The 18806-nt window shown below is 60.3% G+C and carries 15 protein-coding genes and 2 pseudogenes; 12 read left to right on the top strand and 5 right to left on the bottom strand.

Annotated elements, in window-relative coordinates:
* Window positions 1-134 precede the first annotated feature (134 nt).
* From HF916_RS09540 to tnpC, 7 genes and pseudogenes are all read left to right on the top strand, one after another.
* The gene (locus tag HF916_RS09540; RefSeq protein WP_168788313.1) at window positions 135-1391 is read left to right on the top strand and encodes a site-specific integrase; all 1257 of its coding nucleotides are present in this window, start codon (window positions 135-137) and stop codon (window positions 1389-1391) included.
* Window positions 1388-2773: a tyrosine-type recombinase/integrase gene (locus HF916_RS09535; RefSeq protein WP_168788314.1), complete on the top strand. Its 1386-nt coding sequence runs from the start codon at window positions 1388-1390 to the stop codon at window positions 2771-2773. Before HF916_RS09540 ends, HF916_RS09535 begins: the two co-directional genes overlap by 4 nt.
* On the top strand, window positions 2760-3764 hold the full coding sequence (locus HF916_RS09530; protein WP_168788315.1) for a tyrosine-type recombinase/integrase: 1005 nt from the start codon (window positions 2760-2762) through the stop codon (window positions 3762-3764). The genes HF916_RS09535 and HF916_RS09530 overlap by 14 nt, the downstream gene beginning before the upstream one ends.
* An 89-nt stretch (window positions 3765-3853) precedes the next feature.
* A pseudogene (locus HF916_RS09525) lies at window positions 3854-4777 on the top strand (Mu transposase domain-containing protein); the annotation flags it as partial.
* 10 nt (window positions 4778-4787) lie between these two features.
* Window positions 4788-5579, top strand: a complete 792-nt coding sequence (istB, locus tag HF916_RS09520) for an IS21-like element helper ATPase IstB (RefSeq protein ID WP_168788312.1) — start codon at window positions 4788-4790, stop codon at window positions 5577-5579.
* 7 nt (window positions 5580-5586) lie between these two features.
* Window positions 5587-5856 (top strand): hypothetical protein, encoded by a 270-nt coding sequence (locus tag HF916_RS09515; protein ID WP_240975168.1) that lies wholly within the window; start codon window positions 5587-5589, stop codon window positions 5854-5856.
* A gap of 420 nt (window positions 5857-6276) precedes the next feature.
* Window positions 6277-7182: pseudogene (gene tnpC, locus HF916_RS09510) on the top strand (IS66 family transposase); the annotation flags it as partial.
* Between the two features lie 154 nt (window positions 7183-7336).
* Here the strand turns inward: tnpC and HF916_RS09505 are convergent.
* Window positions 7337-8263 (bottom strand): helix-turn-helix domain-containing protein, encoded by a 927-nt coding sequence (locus tag HF916_RS09505; RefSeq protein ID WP_168788650.1) that lies wholly within the window; start codon window positions 8261-8263, stop codon window positions 7337-7339.
* A gap of 147 nt (window positions 8264-8410) precedes the next feature.
* On the opposite strand from HF916_RS09505, the gene HF916_RS09500 reads away from it, so the two are divergent.
* The 5 genes from HF916_RS09500 to HF916_RS09480 all read left to right on the top strand — a co-directional run bounded on the left by HF916_RS09500 (window position 8411) and on the right by HF916_RS09480 (window position 13603).
* Window positions 8411-9250 carry an SDR family NAD(P)-dependent oxidoreductase gene (locus HF916_RS09500; RefSeq protein WP_168788649.1) on the top strand — a complete coding sequence of 280 codons (840 nt, stop codon included), beginning with the start codon at window positions 8411-8413 and terminating at the stop codon, window positions 9248-9250.
* Between the two features lie 53 nt (window positions 9251-9303).
* Window positions 9304-11049, top strand: a complete 1746-nt coding sequence (locus tag HF916_RS09495; protein WP_168788648.1) for an FAD-dependent oxidoreductase — start codon at window positions 9304-9306, stop codon at window positions 11047-11049.
* Complete coding sequence (locus HF916_RS09490; protein WP_168788647.1) at window positions 11046-11384, top strand: NIPSNAP family protein; 339 nt, start codon at window positions 11046-11048, stop codon at window positions 11382-11384. Before HF916_RS09495 ends, HF916_RS09490 begins: the two co-directional genes overlap by 4 nt.
* Before the next feature lie 18 nt (window positions 11385-11402).
* A complete protein-coding gene (locus HF916_RS09485; protein ID WP_168788646.1) occupies window positions 11403-12164 on the top strand; it encodes an SDR family NAD(P)-dependent oxidoreductase in 762 nt (253 codons plus the stop codon).
* A 62-nt stretch (window positions 12165-12226) separates the two neighbouring features.
* Window positions 12227-13603, top strand: a complete 1377-nt coding sequence (locus HF916_RS09480; RefSeq protein WP_168788645.1) for an MFS transporter — start codon at window positions 12227-12229, stop codon at window positions 13601-13603.
* A gap of 758 nt (window positions 13604-14361) precedes the next feature.
* Here HF916_RS09480 and HF916_RS09475 read toward each other — a convergent pair.
* The 4 genes from HF916_RS09475 to HF916_RS09460 form a co-directional block, all read right to left on the bottom strand.
* Window positions 14362-15999: an APC family permease gene (locus tag HF916_RS09475; RefSeq protein WP_168788644.1), complete on the bottom strand. Its 1638-nt coding sequence runs from the start codon at window positions 15997-15999 to the stop codon at window positions 14362-14364.
* 135 nt (window positions 16000-16134) lie between these two features.
* Window positions 16135-16671 (bottom strand): glycine cleavage system protein R, encoded by a 537-nt coding sequence (locus tag HF916_RS09470; protein WP_168788643.1) that lies wholly within the window; start codon window positions 16669-16671, stop codon window positions 16135-16137.
* A gap of 58 nt (window positions 16672-16729) precedes the next feature.
* Window positions 16730-17863 carry an aminomethyltransferase family protein gene (locus HF916_RS09465; RefSeq protein WP_168788642.1) on the bottom strand — a complete coding sequence of 378 codons (1134 nt, stop codon included), beginning with the start codon at window positions 17861-17863 and terminating at the stop codon, window positions 16730-16732.
* Between the two features lie 294 nt (window positions 17864-18157).
* Window positions 18158-18802, bottom strand: coding sequence for a helix-turn-helix domain-containing protein (locus tag HF916_RS09460; protein WP_168788641.1), 645 nt, complete (start codon window positions 18800-18802; stop codon window positions 18158-18160).
* Window positions 18803-18806 lie beyond the last annotated feature (4 nt).

Below are 18806 nucleotides of genomic sequence, written 5' to 3'. Positions count from 1 at the left end.
TAATCAGCAGGCTCAGGTAATGCGCAGGAGCGCGGCGGAACCGGCGCCGTTGCTGGCGTCACGTTGCCGGTTCCTTCACATTATGGCGATGGTGCCATCCTATAGGTGCGACCAACCGCTTAAGGAGGCGCGCCATGTCCGATCAGCAAACAAGGCACGAAACGCTGCTCAGCAAACTCGAACAACATCTGGTAGCCGAGCGATATTGTGTCCACATCCGCAATCGCTATCTGGCGGTCGCGGCAAACTTCCTTCGATTTCTCGATAGACGACGAATACGCGTTGAGGCGGCGAGGGCAGCAGACATATCGGCGTATCTTCAATGTGAACTTCGACGCTTCCGGCGCCACCGCGGGCACTCGCCAGTTTCGCTGCGGGGCTGGGAAGCTTCTCATACCACCGGCATTCATCAGTTGCTGCGATTGGCCATTGGCAAGTGGCCGCGCGATCCAATTCCTTCCAGTGTGAATGCAAGATTTGATCGGACACTGTGCATGGAATACGGTCAATGGCTTCGGGAGTGGCGGGGACTGGCAGCCGAAACGGTCGACGGTCTTCTTGCCGAAGCACAACGATTCTTGTGTTCCAATGGACGGTGCAAAGGCGCCGAAACGTTGATGCATATGACGGTGTCGGATATTGATGCCTATCTGCAAAGCCGTGTTTCATCGCTGCGTCGGGTATCGCGTAAAAGTATCGCGTTGCTGCTTCGCAGCTTCATTCGTTACCTGTATGAGACGGGGCGTACCGATCGCGATCTTTCTCGGTTCATCATTGTCCCAACAACGTATGCGTACGAGTCTATTCCCTCGGCGCTAAGCCCCGCTGACATCAGCGCTGTCCTAGGCTCCACGCGCCAGGACCGTTCCCCGATAGGGCTGCGCGACTACGCCATTCTGATGATGCTGTCGACGTACGGCTTACGTGCGGGAGAGGTGACGCGACTGCGTCTGGAGGATATCGACTGGAGATCTGATCGATTTTACGTCCGTCACACCAAGACTGGATCGCAGTCAGTCTTGCCGTTGCTTCCGAGTGTCGGTGATGCTCTGCTTGACTACTTGCGACGAGGACGACCAGCCTCAGATGTGCGCGAGATATTTGTTCGCGCCCGGGCACCTTATCGTGGATTTCACAGCGGTTCCAGCTTGTACACACCAGTGCGTCGGCGACTCGAAGCGGCCGGGATATATCCAGCTGGCAAACGCGGGCCGCACGCATTTCGACATGCACGCGCTGTCAGCCTGCTTCGCGCTGAGGTTTCGGTAAAAGGGATTGGGGACCTATTGGGACACCGGTCGGCCGGGTCTACGGCCGCGTACCTGAAGTTGGCTACGGAGCACCTGCGTGGCGTAGCTCTCGAAGTCCCGAACATGGAGAAGCAGCCATGAAGCGAATCTGGCCAGACGCTGACGGACGTTGCATCGAACGCTTTATTCGGGGATTGGGAACTCGCAACGCAACGACGCCGATCGTTTATCGATGCGTTCTCTCCGGCTTCCAGCGGTTTGTCATGCAGCGCGATCGCGGACGATCGCTGGATCAGCAAACGATCGAAGTATGGTTGCACGAGCGAATTACACAATGGCCTTTGCACATCGTGTTTCATCGCGCGCGTCTCGTCGACCGGTTCCTTGATTTTCTCGAAACAGAGGGATCGATTACGAGCAACCCGCTACATGAACTGCGGATGCAATACGGTCAGCGAACGACAACGCCAGTAGTACGTGCACTACTATCGTTTTCCCCAGAGACAGCGCTTGAAACCTTACGTCCACTTCCCCGCTTTGGAAGCTTTCTCGGGCCACTCATGCTCTACCATGTCACGTTAATGCGCGCCATGGGCTACCTCTACGAGACGCCAGCAAACCGATTTTTATGTTTCGATCGCTATCTGCAGAAGAATCCGCATCTGGAGGGTCAACCTCTGACCGTTCTTCTCCAAGAATGGCGAGCCATACTTCCGACGCCCGAGCACGCGTGGCAGTGCCAGGAGTTGGGGCGCGATCTCGCCAGGGCGTGGCGACGCTTCGAGCCAACGATTCCCGTGCCCACGCGCGACCGTCGACTCTGTCAACAGTTGACGCAACAGCGACGACGTCCCCACATTTACACGGAGCAAGAGATGCGGCAACTGCTCGAAACCGCACGGCGATTTCCCTCACCGTATGCACCGCTTCGACCTTTGAGCTTGTACACAATGCTCGTTCTTGCATACTGCGTCGGACTACGCCTGGGAGAGATCGCAGGTCTCAACCTGGGTGACGTACATCTCGATGTGGGCGAGATCGACATTCGGGAAACGAAGTTCTTTAAATCGAGGACATTACCGGTTCCCGACAGCGTCGTGGCTGCACTGCGCGACTACTTAAAGGCGCGGCGACTGGCGGGCGGCCCACAGCAGGCCGCCTCAGGGCTGTTCTGGCATCAGCAACGGGCCGGGCGCTACTCTTACGTGATGACCGAGAAGCTTCTGGTACGTGTGCTGCGCCTCTCTGGCGTAAAGCCTGACAGAGGCGGGCTTGGACCACGCATTCATGATCTTAGGCACACGTTCGTGGCGAACCGAATGCTTGCGTGGTACCGCGAGGGAATCAATCCCCAGGCTCGCCTTCCTTATCTCGCCACGTATCTCGGCCATAAGGACATTAACTCGACTCTGGCCTATTTGACCATCACCAATGATCTGCTGCAACTGGCAGGCGCGCGCTTCCGTGCTTTCGGCGCGCACAGTCTGCACGTCGCCGAAGGAGTGGACAATGAGACCGATTGATCCTTTGCCCAGATTGCTGCAAGAATTTTTTTACACACACATGCTGGAACAGCGCAATCTCTCAGCACATACGGTGCGATCCTATCGCGATACCTGGAGACTATTCCTGCGGTTTTCGGCTACGAGGCGCAAACGGTCCGTAGCCGCACTCGTGCTCGGCGACCTTACCGCAGCCATGGTAGGAGCCTTCTTGCAGCAATGCGAGCAAGAGCGCAAGGTCACGATCGGCACTCGAAACTGCCGACTCGCCGCGCTGCACAGCTTCTTCTCTTTTGTCGCTGAACGGGAGCCCATATACGCAGCGCAGTGCGCCGAAGTGCTGCGCATTCCCACCAAGCGTGAAGCCGTTCGCGCGCCATTCTATCTTGAGCTGGACGAAGTTGATGCGATCATGTTGCAGCCGGATCGCACAAGTCTTGAGGGCCTACGCGATCACGCGCTGCTTTGTTTTCTCTACAACACGGGCGCACGCATCCAGGAAGCGCTCGATGTTAGCCCACAGCGCATTCGCTTCGATCCACCGTCTTACGTGCGATTGGTCGGCAAGGGTAAAAAAGAGCGGGTTTGTCCTCTATGGCCAGAAACCGTTCTCGTGCTTAAGGCACTACTCAAGCGGCAACCGCGCGCGGACAACGATCCCATTTTTGTCAATCGCTATGGCGCACCTCTGGGGGCGTCCGGAGTGCGCTATAAGCTCGCTCAGTACGTTCAGGCGGCCGCAAAGACTGCTCCTACCTTGTCTTCGAAGCGCGTGTCTCCTCACAGTTTCCGGCACGCGGCTGCCGTCCACCTCGTAGCAGTGGGCGTAGACGTCACTGTGATTCGCAGCTGGCTCGGTCACGTGAGCCTGGACACGACCAATCACTATGCCCAGGCAAATCTGGCTACGAAGCGCGCGGCACTCGAGCGTCTCGAACCGAGCTCGAAGAGACAGAGACCGCCGCGATGGAAACGCGACGCTGACTTGCTTGCGTGGCTAGATTCACTTTAAGCCCCCGCGTAATGTGAAGGAGCCGGCGACGCGACGCCAGTGACGGTGCCGGTTCCGCTGCACTCCTGCGCATTACCAGAACCTGCTGATTACCGGCACTGATCGTGCCCGACAATCCCCGCGCCCTGATCGCCGAGGCGAACCGTTACGAGCCGCGCGCCAACGACACCGTGCTCGACTTCGCCCGTCATTACGGCACCTCGTTTCTTCCAGCGCGCCCCTATCACCCACAGGACAAGGCCAAGGCGGAATCGGCGGTCCAGATCGTCGAGCGCTGGATCATGGCCCGCCTGCGCCACCAGCGCTTTGCGAGCGTAGGCGAGGTGAACCAGGCGATTGAGCCGCTCTTGCAGCGGCTCAATGAGCGTCCCTTCCAGAAGCTGCCGGGCAGCCGCGCCAGTGCCTTTGCCCAGCTGGATGCCCCGGCGCTGTCGCCTTTGCCGATGCAGCGTTACGAGCTGGCCACCTTCAAGCCTGTCAAGGTGCACATTGACTATCACGTCGAGATCGACCTGCATCGTTACAGCGTGCCGCATGCGCTGGTCGGACAGTCCCTGGAGGCCCGTGTTACACGCACCACGGTCGAACTGCTGCATCGCGGGCAACGAGTCGCCTGTCATGCCCGCAGCTCGCAAGCTGGCAAGTTCTCCACGGTGAACGAGCACATGCCGGCCGCTCACCGTGCCCACCGCGAGTGGAGCCCGCAACGCCTGATCGACTGGGGGCAGCGCATCGGCCCGGCCACGGCGGAAGTCGTCACCCGGCAGCTGGCCGAGCACAAGCATCCGGAGCATGGCTACCGCGCCTGCCTGGGCTTGCTGTCGCTGGCCAAGCGTTATGGCCGCTCAAGGCTGGAAGCCGCCTGCATGCTCGCGCTGCAGTTGGGCGCCTGCAAATACCGGCATGTGCGCGACATCCTGGCCAACAACCGCGATCAAAGCGCACCGGCTCCCGCCGGCGACTGGGTCAGCCCCGATCACACGCACGTGCGCGGCCCCGGCTATTACCAATAAGGATAACGACATGATGATGCATCACACCCTGGCCCACCTGCGCAGCCTGAAACTGGAGGGCCTCGCCGGCGCGCTGGAGGAACAACTCATCCAGCCGGGACTGGCGAACCTGAGCTTCGAGGAACGGCTCACGATGCTGGTGGACCGCGAGGTCCACCACCGCAACGAGCGCAAGCTGATGCGCCTGTTGAAGAACGCGCGGCTCAAATATGGACAGGCGACGCTGGAAGATCTCGACAGCCGGGCCGGCCGGGGCGTCGACCGCTCGCAGATCATGAGCCTGGCCCTGGGCGAGTGGGTCAGCGCCGGCCACTGCATCCTGATCACCGGACCGACGCGCGTCGGCAAGTCCTGGTTGGCTTGCGCACTGGCGCAGTATGCGTGCCGGCGCGGCCACTCCGCGCTGTATCAACGCGTGCCACGCCTGCCGGAAGAGCTGCGCATCCGCCACGGCAGCGGGGCGTTCGGCAAATGGCTGCTTCAACTGGCCAAGACCGACGTCGTCGTCCTGGACGACTGGGGCATGGGTGCCATCGACAGCATGACCCGCTCCGACCTGCTGGAAGTCGTCGACGACCGGGCCGGGCGCAAAGCCACCATCATCACATCACAACTGCCGATCGAGCACTGGCACGCGTGGATCGGCGACGCCACGATAGCCGATGCCATGCTCGACCGGCTGATGCAGCACCATCACCGCATTACGCTGACCGGCGATTCGCTGCGCTCGAGAAAGGCCCAGCCAGCACAGGGTAGCGAAGCAGGCATCGCCGCACCGATCGTCGTTGGCACACAGGGATAAAGAAGAAATGGCAAAGACAGTAGCGCAGCGTCAGGCCCAATACCGAGCCAGACGCCAGATGGCAGGACCCGATCGCAACGGCGAACGTCAGTTGAGCATGTGGATCGGCACCAGCGCCTTCCTTGGATTGGCCCGGCTCGCATGCCGTTACGGAGTAACGAAACGGGAATTGATCGAAGGCCTCATCAAGATCGAGGACGACCGCGTGATCGCGACACTCGAACTGGATACGCCAGAATGGGACGAGTACTTTGCTTCCTCAACCGTTACGCAGTAACGCTTCGAAAAACACGAAAATAGGAGGGAAAAAACAACTCATCGTGACCGCCCCGTCTACAATCTGAACCGCGTAACACCCACCCGTGCGCAACGGTCACGTTGCGCCGGAATTGGCGGTCACGTTCACCGGAATACGCACATGAGATGGCGTTGCCACGCATCGGCGTCGTAATGTTCGTTCTTTGCCAGCATCGCTCCCCGCATCGCAGTTATGCCAAGCATTGGCGGAACCCCGCTTCGCAGCAAATATTGGATTTCCCGAACCGGTTCTTCGATGCGGATTGAGCGACCTGTGGCCGAGGAAGGAAAGCCGGACACGACTGATCTCTTCGGCCAAAAGCGCTATACAGACCACGTCATTTTCTACGACTCCGCTTCGACTGTGGAGTTTCTTCGAAGGCTTGAATCCGCGGGTCACGCAGCAGGAAAGTACGGCGATGGTACGCCGCTGTACCGGATGGCTCACGCGCTCGCGCGCGCAGTTATCGAAGTCGGACGTGGCACGCTGGCAAACTGGATCATCCGGCCCGCTGAACTGCATTACAGCCGGCTCTACGAGGCACTGCGCAGGACGCTGCTGTCGCAGCCATTGATCCATGGCGACGAGACAACGGTGCAGGTGCTCAAGGAACCTGGCAAGGCCGCGCAGAGCACATCGTATATGTGGGTCTACCGCAGTGCCGAAGGCTGTGCGCAGCCGGTCGTGCTGTTCGACTATCAGCCTGAGCGGGGGCAGGAACATCCCCAGGCGTTTCTCGCCGGCTATCAAGGCCTGCTGATGACGGACGGATACGCCGCCTGGCGCACGCTCGAAGGTCCAACCCACTTCGGCTGCCTGGCTCACGCCCGTCGAGCCTTCGTCGACGCGCTCAAGGGCATGAAGAAACCCGGCGGCCGCGCCGCGCAGGCACTGGAATACTTCAAGGCGCTTTATCAGGTCGAGGCGCTGGCCAAAGCCGATCTGCCCGAAGGCAAGATGCGCGTTAACTACACATACCAGCTGCGCCAGCAGCACTGCGTGCCACTACTCGAAGCGTTCAGAAAGTGGCTGGACGAACAGGCGCCGCAGGTCCTGCCAGAAAGCCTGCTGGGCAAGGCGATCTCATATACACGCAACCAGTGGACGTATAACAGTCGCTACGTGAGCGACGGGCATGCGCCGGTTGACAACAACGTCATCGAGCGAGACATCAGGCCATTCTGTACAGGCCGATCCTCATGGCTGTTCAGTGACACGGTTGCCGGAGCGAAAGCGAGCGCAATCGTCTACAGCCTGATGCTCACGTGTCGGGCCTGCAATGTCGAGCCCTACGCATACCTCGTTCGACCCAAAGGAATTGAACGGCAGCTTGCCATTGCGCAGGTATCACTGGTAGAAAAGGCTTGGTCAAGCAATCATCGGCGTGGGCGCCGCATATGTGCACGCTTGCATCACTGCTGGACCGACTCGGAACGGCGTATTCGTTGATTCATCACTTTCAACACCGTAGATCAATCGCCAACGCCTTATGCGCCTCAACCTGAAATTGAGTGGGTGTCACGCCGGTCTGATTGCGAAAATACCGGCTGAAATAGGCGACGTCGGCAAAACCTAAACCATGCGCGATCTGCTTGACCGACATATGTGAATAGACTAAATCTCGTTGCGCTTCACGCACGAGATGTTCGTTGATGACGGCGAGCGGCGAACTTGAGATTTCCTCGCGGCAGATGCGCCCCAGTTGCGCGACGGTCATGTCAAGCTTCTGGGCATAGAACTCTACGGGCCGGTGCTCGCGAAATTGCGCGGCGACGAGTTCCCTGAAGCGCCTGATCTGCGCGGCGCGCCGCTCCGTGGCCGAAACACTCGCCGCAGCAGTCGCGCGAGCCGCAGACGCACGTTCGCACATACGCGCAACATGCACAAACAGTGCAATCAATAGCGGCAGGCCCGCCGCCATGTGCCCGCGATCCGTCGCGCGATATTCCCTCTCCAGCAAGTCGACGAGCGGCATCAGCACGCTGTCATGTGTCTGAGGATTCACGCGCGTCACGCCCGCATGTTGCAGCACCGGCACAAGCGCGGGCGCGACCATCGTTGCGAGCGCCTCAAGCGAACGCTGCGCCGCTGTTACGACGAGGCCGTCCACATCGGACGCGAAGTTAAAGCCATGCACCGTCTGCGCGGGCAGCATGATGACGCATGGCGGCTCAATGCGCAGGCGGGTGTTTTCGATCAGCACGTCGCCGTTGCTACCGCCGCCGCGAATGTACAGAAACTGCAAGAGGGCGTCGTGACGATGCGGGTCGATATGCCAGTCGTTCGGTGCGCTGCGCTCCGCGATCCATTCGAAGTTGAATGCGTCGTACCACGGTGGGCGCGCGGATTCGCCATAGAGATTGTAGTTAGGGATATTCCTGGGCACGTCGCGTCTCCTTTGCACAAATTGTCCTGTTGTCTGCCTCCTTTGTCCAATTTTTTGTGCAAGGCCGTGAATATACTTTTTTCATAGGAAAGGCGTCATGCGGCAGCCCGACAGATGCCTCCTTTTCAAGCCTATCAGGAGACAAGGATGACTAATCACGTGACGCGGGATCACGCCGCGACGCATTGGCTCGGCCTCGAATCGAGCATATGCGTGGTGACCGGCGCGGCGGGCGGCATCGGCCGTGCGATCGCCGCGACGCTCGCCGATGCTGGTGCGCGCCTCGCATTGCTGGACCGCGACGAATCCGGCTGCCATGAAGCGGCGCAAGTCTTGCAGGCGCGGGGCATACAAGCGCTTGCCGTCGCGTGCGATATCAGCGATGCGTCAAGCGTCAATCGCGCACGTGAACAGGTGGAGCGCAAGCTCGGCCACGCGGACGTGCTCATCAACAACGCGGGACTATTGCGCGCCGGCGGCATCGAGGATATTGGACTCGACGAATGGAACGCGATGCTCGCGGTCAATCTCACCGGCTACATGCTGTGCGCACAGTCGTTCGGACGAGGCATGCTCGCGCGCGGCACGGGCAGCATAGTACATATCGCATCGATCGCCGCGCATCATCCGCAGACGTGGAGCGGCGCGTATAGCGCCAGCAAGGCCGGCATCGCGATGCTTTCCCGGCAGGTCGCTGCAGAATGGGGACCGCGCGGCGTTCGGAGCAATACGCTCTGCCCCGGCATGATTCGCACGCCGCTTTCAAGGGCCTTTTATGAACAAGGCGATATCGAAGCGCGCCGCAGCGCGATGACGGCGAGCCGACGCATCGGCGAGCCCAACGATATCGCCGATGTCGCGGCCTTTCTCGCAAGCAGACGCGCGGCGTATGTGAACGGCGCGGAAATTGTTGTCGACGGCGGCTTTGAATGCATGTTGATGGACCTCGTGCCGCGCCCCGGTTTCGAAGCGATCCGCGCCGCGTAACACGACTATCTACGGGCGCACCCGCGCTCGAATCAATGTTAAAGGACATGACGATGACTACCGTGACACGGTCGTCCGACCTCGCTTGCGACGTGCTTGTGATCGGCTCGGGCGCAGGCGGTCTTTCCACTGCCATCACCGCGAAAAAGCAGGGCCTCGACGTGATCGTCGTCGAGAAGGAGGCTTATTTCGGCGGCACGACCGCGTTTTCCGGCGGTGTGCTGTGGATTCCCGGCAACCCGCATGCGAAGCGAGCCGGCATCGACGACACGCGTGACGCCGCGATTGATTATCTGCGCCATGAAACCGGCGCAATGTTTGATCAGACCGCGATCGATGCGTTCCTCGACAACGGCCCGCGAATGATCGAATTCTTCGAACGTGAGACGTCGGTCGAGTTTTTGCCAACGCTCTATCCCGACTATCATCCCGACGCGCCGGGCGGTGTCGATGTCGGCCGCTCGGTCGTCGCGAAGCCGTTCGATGCGCGCGCGCTCGGTGCGGATATCGCGCGCTTGCGCCCGCCGCTCCAGACGATCACGTTCATCGGCATGATGTTCAATTCGTCGAGTGCGGATCTCAAGCATTTTTTCAACGCGACGAAATCGCTAGCTTCGGCGTGGTATGTCGCCAGGCGACTGACGAGCCATCTCAAGGAGCTTGCGCTCTATAAACGTGGTGTGCAGGTCACCAGCGGCAATGCGCTTGCCGCACGACTCGCCAAGTCCGCGCTCGATCTTGGCATTCCGATTCACACGAACACCGGCGCAAAAGAACTCACCACGACCAATGGACGTGTAACGGGTGCGGTCATCACCGCGAAGGGTCAGGAGATGCGCGTCATCGCGCGGCGCGGCGTAGTGCTGGCATGCGGTGGCTTCTCACACGACGTCGCGCGCATTTCGATTGCCTATCCGCACGTGCAGCGGGGTGGCGAACATGTGTCGCCCGTGCCTGCGGGCAATACCGGCGACGGCGCACGCATGGCGGAGCGTGTCGGTGGACGCGTCGATATTCGCTATCCGCAGCCCGCCGCATGGATGCCCGTATCGCGTGTGCCGTTGAAGGATGGACGATATGGCGTGTTTCCGCATCTGCTCGACCGCTACAAGCCAGGCGTGATCGGCGTGACCCGCAGGGGCGCTCGCTTCACCAACGAATCGAACTCCTATCACGATGTAGGCGCGGCGATGATCGAAGCCTGCCGGGACGAGCGCGAAACCGCGATGTGGCTGGTCTGCGATCATGCGACGATTCGCAGGTACGGACTCGGGTTCGCGAAGCCCGCGCCGCTTTCGCTCAAGCCGCACCTGAAGAACGGCTACCTCGTCAAAGGGCGGACCCTCGCCGAGCTCGCGCAGCGTGCGGGTATAGACAGCGCCGTGCTGGAGGAAACCGTGCGCGAATACAACCAGGGCGCACCCATCGGCCTGGACCGCGCGTTCGGCCGCGGAACGACTTCCTTCAACCGCTATCTCGGCGATTCCGCTCATACACCGAACCCCTGCGTCGCGCCCGTCGGCAAGGGACCGTATTACGCGCTGAAGCTCGTGATGGGTGATCTCGGCACCTTCGACGGCATCGCCACGAACGTGCATGGACAAGTGCTCAAGGGCACGGAACCGATTGACGGTCTTTACGCCGTCGGCAACGACCGCGCGAGCGTCATGGGCGGCAACTATCCGGGCGCGGGCATCACGCTGGGCCCCATCATGACGTTCGGCTATCTCACGGGATTGCATCTGGCTGGCCGCGTGCATGCGCGAAGCAAGGTCAGCGAGTTCAGGAGTGCAGCATGAGCAACAAGCCTTTCATCGATCACCGCATCTACACGATCAAGCCGCGCGGCATGGCCGAATTCATCGACGTATTCGATCGTCTCGCGATGCCCATTCAGCTCAAGTATCTCGGCGCGCCCGTCGGCTTCTTTATGAGCGACATCGGCGCGTTGAATCAGGTCGTGCACCTGTGGGGATACGAAAGCATCGCGGACTACGACCAGCGCCGTACCGCACGTGATAACGATCCCGAATGGCCCGCGTATCTCCAGGCATCGGCGCATCTGATCGTCGCGCAGGAGAGCCGCATCATCAAGCGCGTCGAATTCAGAAGCCTGTCAGCGGCAGTGCGCTAGATCGCGAGGGAGAAGACCATGAACGAGGAACGGCAACGCGTGGCGCTTGTCACGGGCGGTGCGAGCGGCATCGGTTGGGCAACGGCTCGTGCACTGGCCGCGCAAGGATATCGCGTCGTGATAGCGGATCTGCATCGCGATGCGGCGCGGCATCGCGTCGAGGAACTCGGTGGTGGGGGACATGTGGCCATCGGCGGCGACGTGTCGTCGGAGAGCGATGTCGTCGCGATGATCGACGACACCTTGAAGGCATGCGGACGGCTCGACGTGCTCGTGAACAACGCAGGGATCGGCGAGCAGGCAAAGCCCACCATTGAACAGAGCGTCGATGCCTTCGACGTACTGATCGGCGTTCATCTGCGCGGCGCGTTTCTTGCCAGCCGCGAGGCCGCAAAATCGATGCTCGTCCAACGCTCGGGCGCCATTGTAAATCTGTGCTCGATTGCCGGACTCTCCGGCATCCCGCAGCGCAATGCATACGGCGCGGCGAAGGCGGGCATCGCGGCAATGACCCGCTCGATGGCATGCGAGTGGGCGCGGGATGGCATTCGCGTGAATGCCGTGGCGCCAGGCTATGTCGCCACCGAACTCGCACAACGGCTCGTAAAGAATGGGCAGATCGACTTGCCGTCTATCGAGCGTCGCACGCCGATGGGACGACTCGCGCGTCCTGAAGAGATCGCTCAAGCCATCCTCTTTCTCGCCTCCGATGCGGCGAGCTATATCACCGGAACTGTGTTGAGTGTGGACGGCGGTTGGCATGCATCGGGATCGGCATAGCGGTTCATAGAAAACCGCATTCCTGCAGCCGCCTGGAGATAAATCAATGGAGACGAACCGCAATGAAAAAGCACACCCTTGAAGTCCAAAGCTTCGTAGATAGTCAACGCTTCTCCCCCTATCAATGGATCATCTTGATCCTTTGCTTTCTGGTGGTCGCCGCCGACGGCTTCGATACGGCGGCCGTCGGCTTCGTCGCGCCTTCGTTGATCGGCGAATGGGGCATCACACGAGCCGCGCTCGGTCCGGTGATGAGCGCGGCGCTCGTCGGCCTCGGCATTGGCGCGCTCGCCGCCGGTCCCGCCGCGGATCGCATCGGGCGTAAGGTCGTGCTTGTGCTGTCGGTGTTCTTTTTCGGCGCGTGGAGCCTTGCTTCATCGCAGTCGGGCTCGATCGAGTCGCTCACTGCCTGGCGCTTCCTCACCGGGCTCGGGCTCGGCGCGGCCATGCCGAACGCGGTCACGCTGATGTCGGAGTACGCGCCAGCACGCATTCGGGCCATCGTAGTCAACGCGATGTTTTGCGGCTTCTCGGTGGGGCTTACCATCGGCGGATTGTGCGCAGCGTGGCTGATACCGGAATTCGGCTGGCAAAGCGTGCTGATCACCGGCGGCATCGGACCGCTCGTACTGGCTGTGCTGCTCGTTGCGCTGCTGCCCGAGTCCGCGCAGTTCATGGTCGTACGCAAGTGGCCGGCAGAGAAGATCGCGCGGGTTCTGCGCCGCATCTCAAACGACCCGCGTCTCGCCCATGGCGCCGCCCTCAACTTCATCGCCGCCGATACGCACGTCGCAACGGAGAAGAAATCTTCGCTGGCGCTCATCGTGTCGAAGCCGTATAGCTTCGGCACCGCGATGCTGTGGCTCGCCTACTTCACCGGTCTGATGATTTATTACCTCCTCACCAACTGGCTGCCGACGCTTTTCAAGGACGCGGGCTTCACGGCGCAAGGGGCCGCGCTCACCACTTCGCTGTTCCCGCTCGGTGGCATTCTGGGCAACTTGTGTCTCGGCTGGGTGATGGGTCGCACCAATCCGCGACGCGCCAACGCCTGCGCCTATGTACTGTCGGCAGCGCTGGTGTTGACCATCGGATGCGGCGTTTCTGACCGGTTCTGGCTTGCCGTCCTGATCTTCCTGACCGGCGTGGCAGTGACGAGCGCGGTCACCTCGATGTCGGCACTCGCCGCGGCCTTTTATCCGACGCAAGGGCGTGCGACCGGCGTCGCGTGGATGCTCGGCATCGGACGCATGGGCGCCGTGGCCGGCGCACTGTCCGGTGGCGTAATGATGAGCCTCGGCCTGCCATTTGGCGCAGTCTTCACGCTACTCGCGGTGCCTGCGTTCGTCGCAGCGTTCGCGCTTTTTGCGTTTGGCCGTCGCAACGATGCGACAAAGGAAATCTCTCTCTCCGAAGATGTGATCGTTCCCATGGAATAGCGCCTTCGCGTCTATATCCGCGGCGGCTGCGATGCTCCATACAAGACTACTGACTTGACGACGCGGGCCGGCCGCTGACGCGTCGTCGTTTCTGTCCATCTCGCCAGCGACGGGACTCGCGCACTGACCGTTACCGATTCAGCAAGCGACGTTCGGCGGTTTGTCATAGGCGTCCGGCTGGGGTCGGGAGGGTGAGTTCGCTGATCGAGGAAGCTGGCATTCGGCTGCTCGATACCAACGTCGTCAGCAAAACGGGAGGGGACGGTCGGGTCGCACCGCCAGCGAATGCGTGCTCTCGACCCCCGAGCCGCCTGTCGGACTCGTCCCCCCGCAACGACCGCTTGGCCGGCTTCTGCCGGTCGCCATCTTACGACCCTGGCGGGGGATTCCGGAGAGTCAACCGGACATCCGTCCAAGTCACCATGAGATTAATATCACAGCGCGAATGACCATCAAGTGCCGCGCCACTCCATCTCAACTATCCGACGACCATCAAAGTCGTTCGTCCGAAATCTATCCAAAGGTTGAAAGCTGTTTCGCTGATAGAACGATAGTGCCGGTCCAGTGTGGCACCAGAGGCGGACTACCGCAGCATGCGAATCTGCTCTTGCCCATGCTTCGGCCGTCTCCGGGTAGCCAACTGCCTGCATCCAGAAGCGCATGCGCGGCCAAGCAACTACGCCACCACGTGTCCGCATCGCACAAAATCCGGCGTGTGCTGTTCAGACTTTATCCGACGTTTGAGGCGTGACGAGGCACTAGGTCGGCAACACGGCGAATTTATGCGACACCCAGATCACCACAACTGTCAAAACAAGCACAAGATAGGGAAGGTATCCTGCGTGCCGCTGCACGCCTTCGTCCTGACGTAATTCGAGATCATCGAGCATCGCGTCGGGAAATTTGCCCTTGTCCTGAACGTAATGGCGAAACACAAAGACGGGAATGATGAGTGCGATAGCAATGAGGCCGTTGCGCAGTGTCCCCGGACCCCAGATATCCGCGCCCGCGCCGATGCAAACGAGGTCGATGAATCCGCAGAGCGCACCGAGCGCCAACAGCCAGTTTGGGCACTTGAACGGCCGCGCCCAGTGCGGGCGATCGAGCCGGTGAATCCAGCCCGCCTGAAGATTCAGAAACACAAAGGCGAAATAGCAGACGTTGGACATGGCCAATATCGCGACATTGTCCGACATCAGCAGCAAGATCAGGTTGAAGCACAGATCGGTCCACATGGCGCGCGTCGGGGCACCATGTTCGTTCACATGCGACAGATAACGTGGCAGCCATCCGTCGACCGACGCCTGGTACAAGGTTCGCGACGACCCCATCATCGAGGTCATCACCGAAAGCAGCAAGGTGAAAACTAGCATCACCACGATCACATAGAAAACGATGGCGCCACCGCCGATGATGTTAGCCATCGCTGCAGCCACGCCAGTGCCGTCATAGATGCCTGGTTCCAGCAGCCCCTTGAGTCCCATCGCTCCCTGAAACGACAGCGGCACCAGAATATAGACGCCGAGGCACAGCAGTCCGGAATAGAAGATCGCCTTGAACGTATCGGTTTTCGGGTTCTTGAATTCTCGCGTGTAGCAAACCGCTGTTTCGAAGCCATAGGTCGACCATCCGGCGACGAACAGCCCGCCGATCGCAAGCGTCCAGCCGGCTGCATTCCAACTCCCCATGACCACATTTCCGTGTGCGTCGTGGGCCAACGGCAGCAACGGAAACCAGTTATGCATGTGCACGCCGCCGGTAACCAACGGTACGATGCCGAATAGCGTCAGCGGAATCAGCGCTGCAATCCCCATATACTTCTGGAGCTTCGCCGCACGTTGCGCACCGTGGTGTTGCACGAGAAACGTCAGCAGCAGGAGCGCGGCACCCAGCACGAAGGTAGCGTTGATTCGCAGGGTCAGTCCATGCTTGACGGCGTCCAGGTTCAGCAGGGTAATCGACCAGGTGTTAATCGCGGCGTCGGCCGGAAACAGCGTCGAGAGAACGTAGCTGGCGCCGAGCCCCGTGCCGAGCGCCAGCACCGGCGACCACGCGAACCAGTTGCACCACACGGAAACAGGCGCAAGAAATTTCGAATACCGGACCCAGGCAATTGCGCCGTAAATCGACGCGCCGCCCGATTTGTGGGGGAACAGACCGGATATTTCGGCGTAGGTAAAGCATTGGACGAAACCTATCACAATCGAGGCTATCCAGATGATCCACGCAGGCTGCCCGACGGTTGCGGCGATGGCGCCCAGCGTAAAGAGCACAAACGCGGGCGATCCACTCGCCACCCAGAATGCGTCCTTCCATGTCAGGGTCCGCCGCAGCGTCGCCGGCGTCCCGGCGCCGGGTATGCCTTCCAGGCCGCTTATCTTTTCGGTTGCGCTCAATTCCAGTCTCCTCAATGCAGTTCTTTCATGACTTCAACGCGGCATTCATCCATTCGTTCTTGCGAATGACGTGACGCGGCGTCTTCGGCGAAGACGATTGACTCGATACATCAGTCAGCGGCATCACTCACGGTTCTAATTCGTTACATCCTCATCGATGCTGATGTCGGCCATCAGCTCGTTAGCCAGGTTTTCGATCATGTCGCGCAAAACAACGACGTCGAGTTCTAACGGTGCGCGTAAGCGGGCTCGTGCCTTGAACAGGTTTTCACCGGAAAACGAGCCACTGACAAGATCAGTCTCAAGTTCTTCAATGCTGACCTTGTTTCCTGCTAGCAGGCCCGCAATTTCGCGCACGATACCTGGCCGGTCATGACTGACCAGTTCGAGCTTAAGGGCGCGCGCCGGCGCCAACGCAGCGGCGTCGGCGCGCCGTTCGAGCGTGAGACTCAAGCTGTTTGAGCGAAGACTTTGCAACCCGCCGACCAGTGCATCTGCGTTTGCTTGTGACACGCTGACCAGCACGATGCCAGCGAACTTTCCTCCGAGACTGACGAGGCGAGTGTCCAGCCAGTTAGCGCCGAATTCGGTGGTTTTTTCGGCGATGGCATTGACCAATCCCGGCCTGTCTTCGCCAATGACAGTCAATACGAGCGTTATCGTCAGAGTCATGTTTGTCCCACTCCTTGTTGATCGGCGCGCGTGCAGTTACCCAACCACCGCTGAGCGTTCAACCCTTCGCCAGGCGCTTGGTCTTCTCGGGATCATCGAACGGCAGCGTGTGGCTCGACGCGCCTAGCACATAGTCCTTGCCGCGCACCTCCAGCGTCGCGCCATGAACGGCCAACGCAGGATCCAGGCGGGCAATCGCCATCGACTGGCCGGTGAGTCGCGAGACCATGCCGCACGTGATAACGCCAACCTGCCGCTCACCCACCCACAATGTGTCGCCGCCTTGGGTCGCCCTCGTTCCGTCTACCAGCACGCCGAAGATCCTGAAGCGCTCCTTTCCTGCCAGGCGAAAATGTTCAGCCGCACCACGGAACTCACGCTTGTTCTTAGACACCGTGAAGTCGAGTCCCAACTCCCACAGCGTGTCGCCCGCAGGCTGATCCGCGAATGGATGCATTTCGGAATGGTCGAACGGATAGAACAGGAGACTGCTCTCCACTCGCAACCAGTCGAGCGCCGTGAACGAACAGGGGATGATGCCCAACGACCGGCCCTTCTCCAGAACCGTATCCCAGATCAGCGGCGCGTCCGCGCGCTTGCAGAAAAGCTCATAGCCGCGTTCGCCGGTATAGCCCGTTCTCGAGATCGTCACGGGCTTGCCGAACAGCGTCGTCTGAGTGTGATGGAAATACTGCAGATCGCGAATGCCACGCACATGCTCGGCTAAAAAATCAACGGCGACGGGGCCTTGCAGCGAAAGGTCCTGCAGGTCGTCGTCGAATAGCACAGACACGTTGCGACCTATCGCGCCTCGGTGCAGGAGTTCATGCCCCTCGCCTGAACCATGCACAACCATGAAAGCGTTCGGACCGTTTCGATAGATGACGCAGTCGTCGACGAAGTGGCCACGCTCATTGAGCATGGATGCATAAACCGACTTTCCCGGATACAACAGCGAGACATCGCGAGTCGTCGCGTAATCAATCAGCATTTCCGCATGCGGACCCACTACGTGCACTTTTTTCAAGCCGGAAACGTCCATCAGGCCCGCGCGCGTCCGAATCGCTTCATGCTCATCGGCGACGCTCTGGTTATAGGTCCATGCTGTCGGCATGCCGTTCCAGTCTTCAAGCCTGGAACCCAGTGCTGTATGTCGTTCGGCGAGTGCCGCCTGCCGCCATGATTTGGCCATTCCGTACCTCGCCATTGGTTCAATATAATCAGGACAACGTTTCACCGATGCGCGACAACCGTGTCACGCGTTGGGCGTCTGATCATTAGAACCGACTGGTTTTGGCGGAGCAATGCTCCGGAGGGAGTACACCATTGGCACAAGTAAGGGGCGTTTCTGGCCGAGCGATTTGCCACACGGCATCGCTTAACGAACCCTCCGGAATCCATTAACGGACACGCTTGCCACGGCCAAAGGCGCCGCGCGGCGTCAGCCGATCCAGGCCGAACTCAACGGGTATGAAAACGCCGGCTGTCAGGTGTCGACGCCTTGCGTCTGCCCGTACATGATGATCGTGATAAACCGGATCGGCAGCTTGATGAGCCGCTCCGGTCCATGCGGTACGGAGCCGCGGAACGTGAACGAATCGCCCGGTTGCAACAGGTAGCTGCGGCTGCCGTGCCGATACTCCATCTTCCCTTGCAGCATGTAGATGAATTCCGTTCCCGGATGTTCGAAGGTCGGGAAAATCTCAGCTTCGTCGTCCATCGAGATGAGAAACGGTTCGAACAGTTTGACAGGCCCCTGGTCATAGGCGAGCAGATGATAGGTATGCCCTTTCGTCGTGCCGCGCCGCACCACTTCCATGCCCTTGCCTGCTTTCACGTGCTGCGCGTTCCCCTCGCGGCCTTCGAAGTTCCGGAACAGCGTGGACATTGAAATGCCGAGCGCATGCGCGATGTTCACCATCGAATCGAGGCTCGTCGACACCTGGCCGTTTTCGATCTTCGACACCATGCCGCGCGACAAGCCACTTTGCTCCGCGAGTTCGGCGATCGTCAGGCCCTGGTTGGTGCGATTTTCGCGCACGACCTTGCCAATGAAATGCTCGACTGACACCGTCTGGCTATCGTCGTTCTGGGCCGTTTCCGCTGGATCTCCAGCCTGCTGCCGAATCATTAGT

It is taken from the genome of Paraburkholderia aromaticivorans (assembly GCF_012689525.1).
GTDB classification, from domain to species: Bacteria; Pseudomonadota; Gammaproteobacteria; order Burkholderiales; family Burkholderiaceae; genus Paraburkholderia; species Paraburkholderia aromaticivorans_A.
This window is presented reverse-complemented; position numbering and strand designations above follow the sequence as displayed.